General features: G+C 68.1%; 14 protein-coding genes and 4 pseudogenes. 11 read left to right on the top strand and 7 right to left on the bottom strand.

What is annotated here, in order from left to right:
• The coding region (thiL, locus tag GJ629_RS07690) for a thiamine-phosphate kinase (protein WP_157512469.1) at positions 1-650 on the top strand (650 nt) is incomplete at its 5' end.
• Between the two features lie 312 nt (positions 651-962).
• Here thiL and GJ629_RS17930 read toward each other — a convergent pair.
• From GJ629_RS17930 to GJ629_RS07675, 3 genes and pseudogenes are all read right to left on the bottom strand, one after another.
• Positions 963-1,634 (bottom strand): annotated as a pseudogene (locus GJ629_RS17930) (site-2 protease family protein); the annotation flags it as partial.
• A 302-nt stretch (positions 1,635-1,936) separates the two neighbouring features.
• Entirely contained in the window at positions 1,937-2,203 is a 267-nt protein-coding gene (locus GJ629_RS07680; protein WP_157512468.1) for a hypothetical protein, read from the bottom strand.
• A 277-nt stretch (positions 2,204-2,480) separates the two neighbouring features.
• A complete protein-coding gene (locus GJ629_RS07675; RefSeq protein ID WP_157512467.1) occupies positions 2,481-3,305 on the bottom strand; it encodes a molybdopterin synthase in 825 nt (274 codons plus the stop codon).
• A gap of 87 nt (positions 3,306-3,392) precedes the next feature.
• Between GJ629_RS07675 and pyrH the strand changes: the two are divergent.
• From pyrH to GJ629_RS07625, 10 genes and pseudogenes are all read left to right on the top strand, one after another.
• A pseudogene (gene pyrH, locus GJ629_RS07670) lies at positions 3,393-4,090 on the top strand (UMP kinase).
• Positions 4,083-5,736, top strand: a pseudogene (gene lysS, locus GJ629_RS07665) (lysine--tRNA ligase). The pseudogenes pyrH and lysS overlap by 8 nt, the downstream one beginning before the upstream one ends.
• Before the next feature lie 39 nt (positions 5,737-5,775).
• Positions 5,776-7,548 carry a site-2 protease family protein gene (locus GJ629_RS07660; protein ID WP_157512466.1) on the top strand — a complete coding sequence of 591 codons (1,773 nt, stop codon included), beginning with the start codon at positions 5,776-5,778 and terminating at the stop codon, positions 7,546-7,548.
• A gap of 106 nt (positions 7,549-7,654) precedes the next feature.
• Positions 7,655-8,635 (top strand): heme-binding protein, encoded by a 981-nt coding sequence (locus GJ629_RS07655; protein WP_157512465.1) that lies wholly within the window; start codon positions 7,655-7,657, stop codon positions 8,633-8,635.
• Positions 8,532-10,058, top strand: a complete 1,527-nt coding sequence (locus GJ629_RS07650; protein WP_370515822.1) for a heme-binding protein — start codon at positions 8,532-8,534, stop codon at positions 10,056-10,058. The genes GJ629_RS07655 and GJ629_RS07650 overlap by 104 nt, the downstream gene beginning before the upstream one ends.
• 38 nt (positions 10,059-10,096) lie before the next feature.
• Complete coding sequence (locus tag GJ629_RS07645) at positions 10,097-10,450, top strand: hypothetical protein (protein WP_157512463.1); 354 nt, start codon at positions 10,097-10,099, stop codon at positions 10,448-10,450.
• Between the two features lie 231 nt (positions 10,451-10,681).
• Positions 10,682-11,623, top strand: coding sequence for a class 1 fructose-bisphosphatase (locus GJ629_RS07640; protein WP_231754544.1), 942 nt, complete (start codon positions 10,682-10,684; stop codon positions 11,621-11,623).
• A gap of 67 nt (positions 11,624-11,690) precedes the next feature.
• Positions 11,691-13,460, top strand: a complete 1,770-nt coding sequence (locus tag GJ629_RS07635) for an acyl-CoA carboxylase subunit beta (protein WP_157512462.1) — start codon at positions 11,691-11,693, stop codon at positions 13,458-13,460.
• A gap of 61 nt (positions 13,461-13,521) precedes the next feature.
• Entirely contained in the window at positions 13,522-14,736 is a 1,215-nt protein-coding gene (locus GJ629_RS07630) for an MFS transporter (protein WP_197428492.1), read from the top strand.
• A 100-nt stretch (positions 14,737-14,836) separates the two neighbouring features.
• Positions 14,837-15,199 (top strand): DUF5658 family protein, encoded by a 363-nt coding sequence (locus GJ629_RS07625; RefSeq protein ID WP_197428491.1) that lies wholly within the window; start codon positions 14,837-14,839, stop codon positions 15,197-15,199.
• Positions 15,200-15,217: 18 nt separating this feature from the next.
• Here GJ629_RS07625 and GJ629_RS07620 read toward each other — a convergent pair whose 3' ends face one another.
• The 4 genes and pseudogenes from GJ629_RS07620 to GJ629_RS07605 form a co-directional block, all read right to left on the bottom strand.
• A complete protein-coding gene (locus GJ629_RS07620) occupies positions 15,218-15,673 on the bottom strand; it encodes a MaoC family dehydratase (protein WP_157512460.1) in 456 nt (151 codons plus the stop codon).
• A gap of 44 nt (positions 15,674-15,717) precedes the next feature.
• A complete protein-coding gene (locus tag GJ629_RS07615; protein ID WP_157512459.1) occupies positions 15,718-16,314 on the bottom strand; it encodes a protein sorting system archaetidylserine decarboxylase in 597 nt (198 codons plus the stop codon).
• Between the two features lie 48 nt (positions 16,315-16,362).
• Positions 16,363-16,515 (bottom strand): rubrerythrin-like domain-containing protein, encoded by a 153-nt coding sequence (locus GJ629_RS07610; RefSeq protein WP_157512458.1) that lies wholly within the window; start codon positions 16,513-16,515, stop codon positions 16,363-16,365.
• Positions 16,516-16,614: 99 nt separating this feature from the next.
• Positions 16,615-16,873: pseudogene (locus GJ629_RS07605) on the bottom strand (TRM11 family SAM-dependent methyltransferase); the annotation flags it as partial.

Raw genomic sequence — 16,873 nt, 5'->3', positions numbered from 1 at the left:
ACGCCGCGCCCGCCTTCGAGGAGGCGGCCGTCACGGCGTTCGTCGACGGCGCGGGCGACGTCTGCCGGACGGTGGGCGGGGAGTACGTCGGCGGCGATATGGACACCCACGAGGAGTTTACGGTGTCGACGACGGCTATCGGCCGGGTCGAGGACCCGGTGTGGCGCTCGGGCGCGCGACCGGGCGACGTCGTCTGCGTGACCGGGACGCTCGGCCGGAGTATGGCCGGACTGGCGCTGTTCGAACGCGGGGACACCGAGGCCGGCAACGACGCCTTCCGGTTCGAACCGCGCGTCGCCGCCGGGCGAGCGCTCGCGGGTCACGCGACGGCGATGATGGACTCCTCGGACGGACTGGCCCGATCGCTCCACCAACTCGCCGAGGCCAGCGACTGCGGGATGGCCGTCGAATCGCCGCTCCCAATAGACGACGCCGTCGCGGCGACGGCGGCCGACCCCGACGCGGCCCGCGAGCGAGCCCTCTTTTTCGGCGAGGACTTCGAGTTGGTCTGTACGGTGCCCGAGGAGAGCCTCGCAGCGGCCAAAGAGGCAGTCGACGTGCCGCTGACCCGTATCGGGTCGGTCGTCGAGTCCGGCGTCACCCTCGACGGTGACCCGCTGCCCGACGAGGGGTACACCCACGGGGAGTGACTGTCGGCCCCGGGTCAGGCCGGAGGGATGATCTCGAAGGGAATCGGCATAAAGCAGAGCGCGCCGACGAGAAACGTCAGCAGCCGCTACCGCCGTGCGGCGGCGGTCGAGCGGCCGGTCCCGGACCGGGTCGGCCGGGCCGACGTAGGCCATCACGCCAGTGAACACGCCCCAGACGAGCCAGATGCCGACCTCGAAGGAGCCGTCGCCAAAGAGAAGGATGCCGCCGGACAGCGCGAACAGAATAGCCGGGACGAGCGCGGCGATACGTTCCTGTGCGGGGCCGAGCAGCGACCGCAGGACGTGTCCGCCGTCGAGTTGGCCGACGGGGAGGAGGTTGAGGAAGGTGACCAACATCCCGAGCCACCCGGCGAAAACGACGGGATTGAGCTGTTTGGTCGGGTCGTCGTAGCTCAGTGGTTGGCCGGTGAGTATCGACAGGCCGCGCAACAGCGGCGGGTTGTTGAACCTGATCGCGCCGGTGTTGGCGTCGATAACCGACTGCGGGACCGAGACGGGGTCGAGGAAGAGCCCGACGGTCGTGACGGCGATGGTCGCGGCGATACCGGCCAGCGGTCCGGACGCGCCGATATCCAGCAGGGCCGCGCGGTTGGGGATGCGGCCTTTCATCCGGATTATCGCGCCGGCGGTCCCGAACGGAGGGGGCAACGGGATGAAATAGGGGAGGCTCGCGTCGACGCGGTGGTAGCGGCTGGCGACGTAGTGGCCGGCCTCGTGGACGCCGAGGATGGTCAGCACCGCGAGCGAGAACGGCCACGCCCGCCAGATAGCCAGCGGGTCCGCGGCGAGGTCGATGTGGTACCAGACCGTGCCCGCGTACAGCGTCGTCAGAACCGTCGCCGCCGCGAGGGCGACGTTCTTGTAGGGAATACCGTCGATACCGACCGACCGGGGCTGTGCGACGACGGTGAAGTCGCCGGCCGAGGGTGGGCCGTCGGTGGAGAGGCTGGCGGTGAGGCGCATCTCGTAGCCGTGTTCGTAGAAGATGGCCGCGAGTTCCTCCTCGGCGGCCGCTATCGGGGCTTGGGGCGTGCCGACGTAGCGGAGGCGGTCGCCGTCGCGCTCGACTGTCTTGACGTCGAAGACGGGGGCGAGCGTGGCGGCCGCCGGGGCGTCGTCCGGCGGCTCCGTCGGAGACATTCGTACCTATCGGCTAGGGGTGCCGTGGTAAAATCCCGACGATACGTCGGGTGGGTGACCCAGTCGGGCCCGACCGGGTCGGCGGAGGCGGGGACTGACAGACACGTCACACCATGCTGGCAGGGCTATGCGGCTTCGACTCGCCACGTGGTCGCGCTCGTGTACGACCACTTCTCGACCTCGAGGTCGGTCGCCGACTCGCGGAGTTTGACCATCAGCGCACCGATCTCCTTCGGCGAGAGGTCCACCTCGTCCGCGATGAACTTGCTCTTGAAGTAGACTTCGCCGTCCTCGGCCTTCTGCCGAAGATACGACTGGAGTCGCTCTTTCTTCGTCGTCGTCGACTCGGTGCTCGGTTCCGCGCTGTCGGGGGAGGGCTGCGTCGTACTCATCTGAGTCACCTCACCCGGTCGTATCCGCCAGAGGGGTATATATAGTCGTGAAGCTTCGCATCGGTTCGTCCGTTTTCAGAGTGAAACGGCCGAAAACCACTTTTTCAAGACGTTTTCTTCGGGCCGCAAACGTTTTACAATCTGTTCTAATATATCTATTCACGTTTTGAGTTATGATTTTTATTCGGAAGGGGCGACGGACGCTACCGGCACATAAGCGGCAAATGATACCTCATTATCGCCGAAAGTGTCGACAGTACACAGCGGCGCGCGCCGGTCAGCGCTCGTGGACCCAGTAGCTGTCCTCGACGGTGACCTCCTTCTTGAAGATGGGAACCTCCTCCTTGAGGCGGTCGATGCCGTCCGAGACGGCCTCGAACGCCTCCCCCCGGTGGCCCGCGAGGACGACGACGAAGACGATGTCCTCGCCGGCCTCGATCACCCCCGTCCGGTGGTGGAGACGGACGGCGTGGACCCCCTCGCGGGATTCGAGGTCGGCCGCCAGATCGGCGAGTCGGTCCTCGGCGACGCCGTCGTACTTCTCGAAGGCGAGGTGTTCGGTGTACTCGTCCTCGGGGTCTTCCGTCGCGCGGACCTGCCCGGTGAAAGTGGCGATGGCGCCGGCGCGTTCAGCGGCGGGTTCCGCCTTGACCTCACGGACCAGCGACTGGAGCGTGACGAACGGCTCGGTCGATTCGAGGGCGTCGATCACCGCGTCGACGTCGACGGCGTCCGCCTCGGGTGCGCTGGCGAGCGTCTCGCCGGCGTGGTCGCGGCCACCGAGGACGACCTGTGACACGTCGGCGTCGCTGTACCCCTCGATCAGGGCGTAGTCGAAGTCGGGGGCCAGCGATTCGAGGAGGTCCCGGAGCGTCCGACCCGCGCCGGTCGCAAACCACGCGCCGTCGTCGGTGATGCCGTAGGTTCGGGTCGCACCCGCGGCGCGGTGGCGGGCGGTGTCTTTCCCCTCGGTATCGACATCGAAGGCGTGGCCGTGTTTGATCGTCGCCACCCGTCCGCGCTCGGCAAGCCGGTCCGTGAGACGCTCGAGCAGCGTGGTCTTGCCGGTGTCGGAGTGGCCGACGACACCCAGTACGTGCATACGGGCGTGGAGGGGCGGAACAGGTTTGAGACTGACGGCTGGCCTCCTTGACAACGCTTAAGACCGAATCGCGGTAACGGCGACCCAATGAACGTAGTCGTCTCTATCGGCGGCAGCGTGCTGGTCCCGGACATGGAGGCGACCGGGTCGCCGGCTACGCCGCCGTCGTCGAATCGCTCGCCGCGGCCGGTCACAACGTGGCCGTCGTCGTCGGCGGTGGCCCGACCGCCCGCCAGTACATCGATGCGGCCCGAGCCCTCGGCGCGAACGAGGGCGAACTCGACCAGATCGGCATCGACACGACGCGGCTCAACGCCCGACTGCTGTTGGCCGGGCTTGACGAGGACCTCGCGGCCCCGTCGGTTCCGACCGACTACGAGAGCGCCGCGAGCGCGCTCCACCGCGATCAGGTCGTCGTGATGGGCGGGGTCGTCCCGGCCCAGACCACCGACGCCGTCGCGGCGGCGCTCGCGGAGTACGTCGACGCCGACCGCCTCGTGTTTGCCACCTCCGTCCCGGGCGTCTTCGACGCTGACCCCAACGAGGACCCCGACGCCGAGCGCTACGACACCATCTCGACGGGCGCGCTGGTCAACCTCATCGCCGGCGGCGAGTCGCTCGGTTCCGCCGGATCGAACGCCCCCATCGACCTGCTGGCCGCGAAGGTGCTCGACCGCTCGAAGATGACCGCCGCTGTCGTCGAGGGGACGGACCCGAACGTCGTCGAGCGGGCAGTCACTGACGATCAGATCGACGGCACCTGGATCCGCCCCGACGATGAGTGAGCCACTCGACCCCTACGAGGTCGGCAGCGACAGCGACCGCCCCTTCTGGGCCGACGCCGTCGCCGACGCCGTCGAGGCCCGCGCCCCCGAGGACCCCATCGTTATCAAGGGCGGCGTCTCCCCCTCCGGCGTCCCCCATCTGGGCCACGTCAACGAGATTATGCGCGGCTACTACGTCGCCGAGGCCCTCCGTGACCGCGGGCACGAGGTCCGGCAGGTGTTCACCAGCGACGACAAGGACCGCCTCCGGAAGATTCCGCGCCGTCTCGCCGATCTAGAGGGAAATATCGTCGGTCTCGGCGAGGTCGACGCCGGTGCGCTGGGCCGGAACCTCGGCAAGCCCTACACCGACATCCCCGACCCGTTCGGCTGCTGTGATTCCTACGGCGCGCACTTCACGACCATCCTACGGGACAGCGCCGAAGCGCTCGGCGTCCCCATCGAGTTCGTCTCGAACACCGACCTCTACGCCGAGGGCGCCTTCGACGAGGCGGTCCGGACCGTCCTCGGCGACCAGGACCGGGCGCGCGAGGTCCTGAGCCAGTATCAGGACAAGGTCGATTCGGACTACGTCCCATTCCAGGCCCAGTGTAGCGAGTGTGGCCACCTGACCGAGGGAATCACCGCCGTCGACCTCGAGGCCGAGACGGTCGAGTACGTCTGTGAGGACGTCGAGGCCGGCGGCGAGACCATCGAGGGCTGTGGCCACGAGGGAACGGCGTCTTTCCGGGAGGGAAAGCTCCCGTGGCGCTTCGAGTGGCCCGCCCAGTGGGAGATTCTCGGCGTCGACTTCGAACCGTTCGGCAAGGACCACGCCGAGGGTTCCTGGCCCTCCGGGCAGGACGTCGCGCGAAACGTCTTCGACACCGAGCCGCCGGTACCGATGGTCTACGAGTGGTTCACGCTGAACGGCGACCCCCTGTCCTCCTCGTCGGGCAACATCGTCACCGTCGAGGAGGTGCTGGAGTTGCTGGAACCGGCGGTGTTGCGCTACTTCTTCCTGAAAGACCCCAAGAAGGCCCGGGACTTCTCCATCGAGGGACTCGACCAGTTGGTCGACGAGTTCGACCGCTTCGAACGGCTGTACTTCGGGGAACTCGACGGCGAGGGCGACGACGCCGAGCGACAGGCCGCAATCGCCGAACGGGCTTACCCGACGGTCGTCGAAGACGTCCGGGAGGAACGGCTCCGCATCCCCTACACGTTCGCGGCGGTTCTCGGGATGACCGACGACCCTGACCTGCGCGAGGAGATCGCCAGACGTGAGGGCCACATCCCCGAGGACGGCCCCGAGTGGGCGGTCGAAGGCGCGCTCTCTCGCGTCGAGCGAGCGCGCGCGTGGACGCGGCGCACGGACAACGAGTTCAACTACGAACTCAAGCGTGCCGAGATGCCCGATGTCGAGTTCGACGCGGCGACGACGGCGGCGCTGTCGGACCTCGCGGACGCCGTCGCCGCCGGCGAGGACGGCGAGGCGATACAGGAAGAAATCTACGAGGCCGCAAAGCGCCACGCGTCGAGGTGAGCGAGTTGTTCGGCGCCGGCTACCAGTTGCTGTTCGGGCAGTCCGAAGGGCCGCGGCTGGGGCCGTTCTTAGCGAAACTGGACCGGGAGTCGTCGTCGAGCGACTCAGACTGGACGGCTGAACACAACCCTCTTGCCGCCGTGTCCCGTGGTTCGAGCCAATGGTACCGACGTGGCAGTTGGTCCTCGCTGGCGTCGTCCTCTACTCGCTGGTCGCGATGGGGTTGAAACAGCGGCAGATACTCCCCGAGTTCGTCAAGGTCTCGGGGCCGCTGACGACCATCCACACCCGGCGCGGGAAGGCGTTTCTGAACAGGCTCGCCGAGCGGCGCCGGTTCTGGCGGGCGTGGGGCAACGTCGGCGTCGGCATCGCGTTGCTCTTTCTGGTCGGCCTCTTTCTGACGGTGCTCCTCTCGGGGTATCAGAACCTCGTCAGCCCCGACATCTCGCCCATCCAGAGCCCACAAGACGCGCTCGTCATCCCCGGCGTCAACCGGTTTCTCCCGCTGGCGGCCGCGCCCGACATCATCATCGGCCTGCTGGTCGGGCTCGTCGTCCACGAGGGGGGCCACGGCCTGCTCTGTCGCGTCGAGGACATCGACATCGACTCGATGGGCGTCGTCCTGTTCGCGCTGTTGCCCATCGGGGCCTTCGTCGAACCGGACGAGGAAGACCGGAAGAGAGCCGACCGCGGCGCCCAGACCCGGATGTTCGCGGCCGGCGTGACCAACAACTTCGCCATCACCATCATCGCGTTCGCGCTGTTGTTCGGGCCGGTGACGGGCGCTATCGCCGTCGCCGACGGCGTCCCGGTCGGCAACACGGCGCCGAACTCCTCGGCGGCCGAGGCCGGACTCGAACGCGGTGACCTCATCACGGCCGTCAACGGGACGACGGTCGCAAACGACAGCGAGTTCGAGGACGTGAAGGCGTCGGCCGGGTCCGGGCCGCTCACCGTCGAGACCCGCGGCGGCGACCGCTTCAGGGTGAACCGCTCGCTGTTGGTCGTCAACGAACTCGACGGCGGTCCCTTCGGCATCGAGGTCGGACAGAAGATAACGGCCGTCAACGGGACGCCCGTTCGGACCGAGGCGGCCCTCGACGACGCCCTCCGAAATCGGACGACCGCGACGCTGACGATGGACAACGGGACGAACGCGACCGGACCCGTCGGCGCCTACGCGGTCGCTGTCTCCGAAGGCGGCCCCCTCGCCGACGCCGGCGCGCCCGAGGGCGAACCGGTCGTCATCACGCGCATCGACGGCGTCCGGACCGTCGACGCGACGGCGCTGGCGGAGTACCTCGCGGAGACCGACCCCGGGACGACGGTGCCGGTGCAGGCGTGGACGGGCGGGCAGTTCGAGACGTACAACGTGACCCTCGGGAGCAACGACCGGACCGGCGGAGCGCTCGTCGGCGTCTCCCAGAGCCAACCCGGAATCACCGGTATCGTGGTCGACGACTTCGGCATCCGGACCTACCCCGCCGACCTGTATCTGGGCTTTCTGAGCGGTGACGGGGTCCTCGGCGGCCTCGGCGATGGGTCGCTCGGCCGAAGCATCCTGCTGTTGCTCACCCTGCCGTTCGCGGCCGTCGCCGACCCCCGCTTGGGGTACAACTTCGCCGGGTTCCTCGATCCGATTACGAACTTCTTCGTGATCCAAGGGCCCCTTTCGGCGCTCGGCGGCGGGGTGTTCTTCCTCGCGAACGTCCTCTTCTGGACCGGATGGGTGAACTTCAATCTCGGGTTGTTCAACTGCATCCCCGCCTTCCCGCTGGACGGCGGACACATCCTCCGCAACAGCACCGAGGCGGTGCTCTCGCGGACGCCCTTCGACTCTCGCCAGCACGTCACCGCCGTCACGACGACCATCGGCATCACGATGCTCGCCGGGTTGTTGCTGATGCTGTTCGGCCCGGCGCTGCTGGCCTGAGAGCAGCGGGAGCGCCGCCTCGGCGCAGTCGACGTCCGGGGTCGACCGACAACGGATACCACGAAAGGCAAGGTTCCTTATCGGCAGGCCCGTAGCCCCCGCTACAATGGTCCGACGAGAGGCCCCACCGACGGTCGAGGGCTGGTACGCACTCCACGACATGCGAACGATAGACTGGCACGCTTGGGCGCAGGCCCCCCAGCGAACCCGCGACCGGGCTATCGAGGAGGGACGGGCGTTCCTCGAGTCCGCCACCGCGCTGGAGGACGCCGAGGCGGGCGCGACGGTCGTCTACTCGATGCTCGGCCACGAGGCCGACCTGATGGTCGTCCACCTCCGGCCGACCGTCGCCGACATCGACGCCCTCGAACGGCGCTTCGAGCAGACCGAACTGGCGGCGTTCACCGAGCGCTCGACGTCGTTCGTCTCCGTCACCGAGGCCTCGGGCTACTCCGAGAAGGGCCGGCAGTTCATCGAGGGCGAACTCGACGACGATTCGGGGCTGGCCAACTACATGCGCTCGCGGCTCTACCCGCAGGTTCCCGACGCCGACCACGTCTGTTTCTACCCGATGGACAAGCGCCGGGACCCCGAGTACAACTGGTACGACCTGCCGTTCGACGAACGCGCCGAGCATATGGACGTCCACGGCGAAATCGGTCGGGAGTACGCGGGGAAGGTCACCCAGATGATCACCGGGTCCATCGGCTTCGACGACTGGGAGTGGGGCGTGACGCTGTGGACCAACGACCTCACCGAGGTCAAGCGACTGCTGTACGAGATGCGGTTCGACCCCTCCTCCTCGAAGTACGCCGAGTTCGGTCCCTTCTACGTCGGGAGCCACCTCGACCCGGCCGACCTCCCGGCGTTCATAGCCGGCGAGCACCTCGGCGAGAGCGACGGGGCCGGCATCGACGCCGACCGGCCGGCGACGCCCGAGGACGCGGCCGCCCACGCCGGCGGCGGGTCGACGCACGGCGACCATCCCCCACGCCGGCGGGTCCGCTTCCGGCGGGGAGCCACGGCGACGGCGGCGACCACGCCGACAGCGGCGGCGCGGCCCACGGCGACCACCCCCCCACGGTGACAGCGACGACGAGGGGGACAAAGGCGGGTCCGCCGGCGGCCGCCCCCCGACGACCGACGGGTGGGACGACGCCGTCTCCGAGGTCGAAGACGTGCGGGAGCGACTCGACGCGGTCGGTATCGACGCCGACGGCGAGTCCTACGGCCTGTTGTACGAGGTCGAGGACCGCGACGTGGCCGACCTCCGCGAGGAGGTCGACGGCCTCGCGAGCAACTTCGATCACTACGACACCCACCACGGGACCCACGTCGAGAGCGACGGCGACCGCGTCGTCCTCGCGAGCATCTGGGCCACCCCGGACGCCGCACAGACAGCCTCGGGCTTTCTCACGGACATCGACGGCGTCGACGCGGGCGTCCGCGGGCACGTCGCCGAGGGGAGTTCCGAGGAGAGTGCCGAGAGCGACGACGCGGACGACGGCGGCCACCCCGACAGCGGCGGCGGCCGGCCCCCGACGACCGACACGTGGGCCGATTCGATCACCGCGGTCGAGGACTTGGGACGACGCCTCGCGGCCGCGGGCGTCCACGAGGGCGAGGCCTACGACCCCGGCGCGTACGGCCTGCTGTTCGAGGCCGACCGGGAGGCTGCTGCCCTCGCCGACGACATCGAGGGCACCGTCGAGAACTTCGACCACTACGACACCCATCAGGGCACGATGGTCCGGGCCAACCACGGCCAGACGGTGCTGGTGAGCCTGTGGGACACCGAGGACGCCGCACAGACCGCCTCGGGCTTTCTCACCGACGTCGACGGCGTCGACACCGGCGCGCGCGGACGACTCGGCGACCCGGACGAGGGCGACGCCGAGGACGGGTCGGCGGCCGGCACCGACGAGGACGAGGACATCCGTGCCGAACTAGCCGAGGAGGGCATCTACGCCGGGACGCCCCACGGCGAGGACGTCTACGCGATGGTGCTGTACTCGGAGGCCGACCGCGAGGCGCTGTTCGGGGAGGTGACCGACCTCCGCGGGAACTTCGACCGCTACGACACCCACGTCAAGACGGCCGTCTACGGCACCGAGGACGGCGAGATGACGGCCGTGGTGAGCCTCTGGGAGACGGCCGACGCCGCCGAGACGGCCAGCGAGTACCTCGCGGACCTGCCCGGCGTCGTCCGGAAGGCTGGCGAGGGCGACGGCTTCGGGACGATGGGAATGTTCTACACGGTCAAAGACGACTACCGCGAGGAGTTCGTCGACACCTTCGGCGTCGTCGGCGAGAAACTCGAGACGATGGACGGCCACCGCGAGACGGCACTGCTGGTCAACCACGAGCAAGACACCGATATGTTCATCGCCTCCCGGTGGGACAGCCGAGAGAACGCGATGACATTCTTCCGCTCTGAGGAGTTCCGCGACACCGTCGAGTGGGGCCGGGAAGTGCTGGCCGACACGCCGCGGCACGTCTTCCTCGCCTGAGCCGCGGATTCAAACGGCCGGGCGACGAAGGCGGTGGTATGCCAGACGACAGCGACGACCCGACCGGCGTCCCCGATTCCGTCGACGACACGCCGATCATCTCCTGTGAGCGCTGCGGCCGCGAGTGGGATCTGGCCTACGAACTGGACGAGATGGCTGTCGGCAACCAGGCCGTCCAGCAGTTCGCGCTGGACCACCACCGCCACACCGGTCACTTCCCCGACGGCGTCGAGACGTGGCAGGCGGTCTGTCGGCACTGTCCCGAGGAGATACAGCGGTTGGAATCCTCGGCCGCCCGGCGCTGGGCCGAGACACACGCGCGACACACGACCCACAGCGTCTCGCTGGTCGACACCGACGGCGAGACGACAGTCGTCGACCCGCCGGGATAGACGAGTCGCTTCCCGGGGCTGGTGTCGACAGTGACCGTTCCGCCACCGTGCGTCTCGACACCACGGGCCAGACACGACAGCGCGGAAGACAGTGAGCTGTGACGAAATTATTCGTCGTTCGAGACGTGTATAACCACAACTAGGACCCTTCTATACGCGTAATTCTCGGAGTACACTGCACCATACATAACACACAAATACTATACTACTACCGGGCGGTTACAGGTAACAATGGCTGCACCCGAGGAGCCGACCGCGTCCGACCGGACCGCACACTGTATGGATACCATCGTCGAGCGACTCGCGTCGGTGGTGCCGGAGATGCGCGGCGCCTTCCGGACGCATCGGGCGGCGGTCGACTCGGACAACCCCAGCGGCGAGCAGATGCTCGCGGCGGACGTCTACGCCGACCAGTTGTTCGAGGAGCACCTCGGGATGCTCGACTGCGTGGGGACCTACGCCAGCGAGGAGCGCGCCGACACGACGGCGTTCGGCGACGGCCTCTCGGTGGCCGTCGACCCGCTTGACGGCTCCAGCAACCTCGGATCGAACAACGGCGTCGGGACCATCGTCGGCGTCTACGACGGGGACCTGCCGGCGCGGGGCCGTGACCTCGTCGGGGCCGCGTACGTGCTCTACGGACCGGCGACGACGGCGATGGTCGCCACCGACGCGGGCGTCACGGAGTACATCTTCGAGGACGGCCACGCCTCGATTCTCACCGAGAGCGTCGAACTCGACGCGTCGGGGACGGTGTATGGCTTCGGGGGCCCCGTCCCGGAGTGGTCGCGGTCGTTTCGGCAGTACGCGATGGAGACCCAGCGTCGCCTCAAGCGGCGCTACGGCGGCGCGCTCGTCGGCGACGTGAATCAGGTACTCTCCCACGGCGGCGTCTTCGCCTACCCGGCGCTGTCCTCCCGGCCCGAGGGGAAACTCCGCCACCAGTTCGAGGGCAACCCTATCGCCTACATCGTCGAACAGGCCGGCGGGGACTCGTTCGACGGCGAGGGGTCGGTCCTCGACCGAAAGCCCGACGGTGACCTCCACGGCCGCACGCCGCTGTTCGTCGGGAGCAGCGAGCCGATGAGCCGCCTCGTCGAGACGCTGGGCGGCACCTCGCGCAACCCCGGGATGACGACCCGCGAGTCGGCGTGGCCGAACGAACAGGAGTAACGCAGCCTCGGAGGGACCGTTCTGGACGGGCGGAACTATTGTGACCCTGCCGGGAGCATAGACGACTATGCAGGTCCGGATCGACGCCGCGGCCAGTCGGGACGAGGCCGAAGCCATCGCGGCCGCCCTCGCCGAGGAACACGCCGTCACCGTCTCCGTCTACGCCGGCGACGACGACGAACCGATAGTGACTCGCGATCCCGAGATCGATAGTAAAGAAATCGGCGAGCCGTCGCCCTCGACCGACGACGGAGGCGTGACCGGACCGACCGACCGCGAGGACCGCCTGCGCGAACAGATCGCAGACATCTACGCGGGCGGCCCGCCGAAGTACCGCGAGCGACTGGACGAACAGGGGAAACTGTTCGTGCGGGACCGTCTGGAACTGTGGTTCGGCGAGGAGGGGTTCACCTTCGAGGACGGCCGCTTCGCTAACTTTGACGCTTGGCACGGCGACTCGCCGGAGACCGACGACCCAGACGACCGCCTGCCTGCGGACGGCCTCCTCACTGGGGCCGCGGAGTTCGACGGCCGATTGGTCCACGTGATGGCCAACGACTTCACCGTGAAGGCGGGGTCGATGGCCGAACGCGGCGTCGAGAAGTTCCTCCGCCTCCAACAGCGGGCGCTGAAGACCAAACGCCCGGTGCTGTACCTGATGGACTCCTCGGGCGGGCGCATCGACCAACAGACCGGCTTCTTCGCCAACCGGGAGGGCATCGGGAAGTACTACTACAACCACTCGCGGCTCTCGGGGCTCGTGCCGCAGGTCTGTGTCCTCTACGGCCCCTGTATCGCCGGCGCGGCCTACACCCCCGTATTCGCCGACTTCACCGTCATGGTCGAGGGGATGTCCGCGATGGCCATCGCCTCCCCGCGGATGGTCGAGATGGTCACCGGCGAGGACATCGACCTACAAGACCTCGGCGGCCCGCGGGTCCACACCGAACACTCCGGGAGCGCCGACCTCGTGGCCGAAGACGAGGAACACGCCCGTCGACTGATCGCGGACCTGCTCTCGTACCTCCCGGACAACTGCGACGAGCGACCGCCCGCGACCGACGGCGCCGCGCCCGCGGCGGACCCGGCGGGTCTGGACGCCGTCGTCCCCGACGCCCCCAACGAGGCCTACGATATGCACGACGTGATCGACCGAGTCGTCGACGAGGACTCGTGGTTCGAGCTGAAACCGGCCTACGGCGGCGAGATACTCACCGGGTTCGCCCGTATCGACGGGCGCGTCGTCGGCATCGTCGCCAACCAACCGGCCAAGCGAGCGGGCGCTATCTTCCCCGACGCCGCCGAGAAGGCCGCACAGTTTGTCTGGACCTGCGACGCCTACAACGTTCCACTCCTGTACCTCTGTGACACCCCCGGATTCATGGCCGGATCGAGCGTCGAGAAGGAGGGTATCTTAGAGCAGGGCAAGAAGATGATTTACGCCACCTCGGCGGCGACGGTGCCCAAACAGTGTGTCGTCGTCCGGAAGGCCTACGGCGCGGGCATCTACGCGATGTCCGGCCCGGCCTACGACCCCGAGTCGACCATCGCGCTCCCCTCCGGCGAGATAGGCATTATGGGACCGGAAGCAGCTATAAACGCCGTCTACGCGCGGAAACTCGCTGATATCGACGACGAGGACGAACGCGCCGCCGAGGAGCGACGCCTGCGCGAGCAGTACCGCGAGGACATCGACGTCCGCCGGATGGCGAGCGAGGTGGTCATCGACGAGATAGTCCCACCCAGCGAGTTGCGGACCGAACTGAACGCCCGTTTCACCGTCTACGAGGACGTCGAGAAAGACCGCCCCGAGAAGAAACACGGCACGGTACTCTGAAGCTGACTATCCGGTCAGGAACTTCGAAAGGTGTTTGGTCCCGAGCGAGCGATGGCCACCCGTGAGCGAGGGGACGAGACTGGCCGACGCCGACTGGAGCGAGCGCCTCCTGATCTGGAAGTTCTACGCCTACCGGGCCTCGACCTCCGAGGGGTTCGTCTACCCAATCATCACGCTGTATCTGCTCTCGCGGGGCCTCTCGAACGGCGCGGTCGGGTTCGTCAACGGCCTCTTCTTCGTCGGCGTCATCGCCGCCGAGATACCGACGGGCTACGTCGGCGACGCCATCGGCCGGCGCAACAGCCTGATTCTGAGTTCCATCGCGATGACCGTCTCGCTTCTGGCGTTCACCGTCGCCGGGTCGGTGGCGACGTTCTCGGCCGTCTACGTCTTCTGGGGCGTCGCGCTGACGTTCCGGTCGGGGAGCGGGTCGGCGTATCTCTACGACACCCTCGAGGAGCGCCTCGACACCGAGGAGTACACCGCGATATCCGGCCGGGGCGGGGCCGCCTTCCTCGTCACCTCCGCCGCGACGTCCGTGGCCGGCGGGTTGTTGTTCGCCGTCGACCGACGACTCCCGTTCGTCGCCGCGGCGGCCGTCACCGCCAGCGGCATCCTGATTCTGCTGTCGATGCCCCAGACCGAGCAGTACGCCGACGGCGACGGCGGGGAGTCGTTCTCGGCGGCCGCCGCCTACCGGACGGTCCGCGAGAAGTTCCTCGCGCCGAGCCTCCGGACGTTCATCGTCTACACCGCGCTGTTGCTGTCGATTCCCGAACTGGCGGACCTGTACATCCAGCCAATCGTCGTCGACGCGGGCGTCCCCGAAGCGTGGCTGGGCGTCCTCTACGCCGCCTTTATGCTGTTGACGGCCGTCGCGTCCTACAACGTCGACCGCGTCCGGTCGTGGGTCGGTATCCGCGGGTGGTTCACCGTCGCCCCTGTCCTGCTGGCCGCGGTGCTGGCCGGGATGTTGCTCGCGCCGTGGCTCGCCGTCCCCGCGTTCGTCGGGATGCGCGTCATCAAGAGTCTCTCGTATACCTTCCGCGGGCAGTACCTCAACGACCACCTGCCCTCCCTCGGGAGAGCGACGGTACTGTCGACGGCCTCGATGGTGTACGGCCTCTCCTTCGCCGTCTTCCGGGTCGGCGGCGGCGCTGTCGCCGACATCGTCGGCCCCACCCGAGCCATCGTCGGCCTCGCCCTCCTCGTCGCCGTCCTGACACAGGGGATCAGACTGGTCGAACAACCGGTACAAGCCAGCGACGAGTACTGACACAGTCACAACCTACTTGTGTCAGCCCACACCACAGTCGAGCACCACGGGTTCTCGCCGTCGCACCAGGGGTGGGTGACGGTGGGTCGTGGGGGTACATATGGGAGTTCAGGAGTCGACAGCGGTCGGGCAGGGGTACCGACAGGAAACGACCGGCGAACGGGTAATCGACCGACTCGCGGCCGTCGAGCGCCAGTTGTGGTGGCTGCTCGGGGCCGCGCTGCTCGCGGACCTACTCACGACGTACGCCGGTCTACAGGCCGGCCTCACCGAGGGCAACCCGGCGATGCGGGCCGCCATCGACGCTGCGGGCGTCGCGGCGCTGCTCGGCGTCAAACTGGCCGTCGTCGGCGTCGGCGCGGGCCTGCGGCGAGTGCTGGACGAACGCGGCGCAGTCGTGCCGCTCGGCCTCGCGCTGCCGTGGCTCGTCGCCGCGGCCGTCAACTCGACGCTACTGTTCTAAGCGGCCGTCCCGCGGCCGTCACTCGCCGTCGGGCCGTCGCTCGACCAGCGCCGTCCGCTCGAACCGACAGACGACGGTGTCGTCCTGATCGTAGACGGAGACTGCCATCGTGACGACACCGCGGTCCCCGTCGCTGGTCTCGCGCGTCGACAGCACCGTCGTCTCCGCGCGGACGGTGTCGCCGTGGAAGACTGGCGCCGGGTGCTCGACGTCGTCGTACGAGAGGTTGGCGACGGCGGTCCCCTCGGTTGTCTCGGGGACGGTCATCCCGACGGCGAGGCTCATCGTGTAGAGGCCGTTGACCACGCGCTCACCGAACTCGGTGTCGGCCGCGTGTTCGGCGTCCAGGTGGAGGGGCTGCTGGTTCATCGTCATATCGCAGAAGCGCTGGTTGTCGCTCTCGGATATCGTCCGCCGGCGGTCGTGGACGATGGTCTCGCCCTCGGTGAACGCCTCGAAGTACTTGCCCGCCATAGTGGGCGTTCACGGTCGGTTCACTTCAAGACTCGGCGGGCCGCTCAGGGTTTCTCGGCCAGCACCGTCTCGCCGGCCCGGACGCCCTCGCCCTCCTCGACGCGGAGGTCAGAGCGCTCGGTTTCGGGCGGGAAGAGCACGTCCGCACGGGAGCCAAACGAGATGTGTCCGATGCGGTCCCCGCGGGCGAGACGATCGCCGTCCTCGACGTAGGGGTGGATGCGGCGGGCGAACGCGCCGGCGATGAGCGTCACCCGGTAGTCGCCGCAGTCGACGTGGACGCGTTCGTTGCGGTCCGAGTCCTTCGAGAAGGCCGGCTTGTGCGCGCCGTCGATGTGAGTGACGTGGTCGACAGCGCCGTCGACCGGCGCGCGGTTGACGTGGACGTTGTGGACGTTCATGAACACGCCGACGCGGAGGCGACCCTCCTCCTCGCGGATGACGGAGACGGTGCCGTCGGCGGGCGAGAGGACGCCTTCGCCCGCGGGTTCGCGGGGCGGGTCGCGGTGGAAAAAGAGGATGGCGAGACCGGCGAGGATGCATCCGGCGGCGACCGACGGGTAAAACCACAACAGCGGTCCGGCGACCAGAAACAGCGGCAGGGCGTACGTCCAGGTGCCGGGCGTGAACCAGCGAGACATCCGTTGCGTTGCCACTGGCGCGACGCGGGTATAAACCGTTCGACGTGGTCACTCCGGCCGCGGCACGCTGAGGTTGCGCATCTGTGCCCCGCAGTCACACTCGACCGGGCTCTCGGTCGTGCAGACGCGGGTACCACACTCCGGACACTCGAACAACTGTTCGTCGTCCTCACACGGGGCCGGGTCTGTCCACCGTGGCATTGTGAGCACGTACCAACCACTGTGATAATATCTTTTGTTTCCCCGCCATTTTCGCGGCAACTTCCGTGACACACTGGGATTCAGGGTTGAAATCGTCCACTAAATCATCGCATTATTCGAATCCTTCCGGAGGACTGCGACGTGGCGGTCCAGCGAGCGGTGGACCCGGCGGACGAACGTCGACTCGACGGTCCACCCGGCCTCGCGGGCCGTGTCCGCCCACGACCGATCGCCGACGACCACCGCGCGCGGCGCGAGGTCGGCGGCGCCCCGAGGCAGTCCGCGACGATAGCGTCGAGGTCGCCGGCTATCTTCGATTGGCGGCCGTAGGGCGCGTCGAAGACGACGCCGTCGACGC

This window comes from Halapricum sp. CBA1109, from assembly GCF_009741825.1.
GTDB lineage: Archaea > Halobacteriota > Halobacteria > Halobacteriales > Haloarculaceae > Halapricum.
This window is presented reverse-complemented; position numbering and strand designations above follow the sequence as displayed.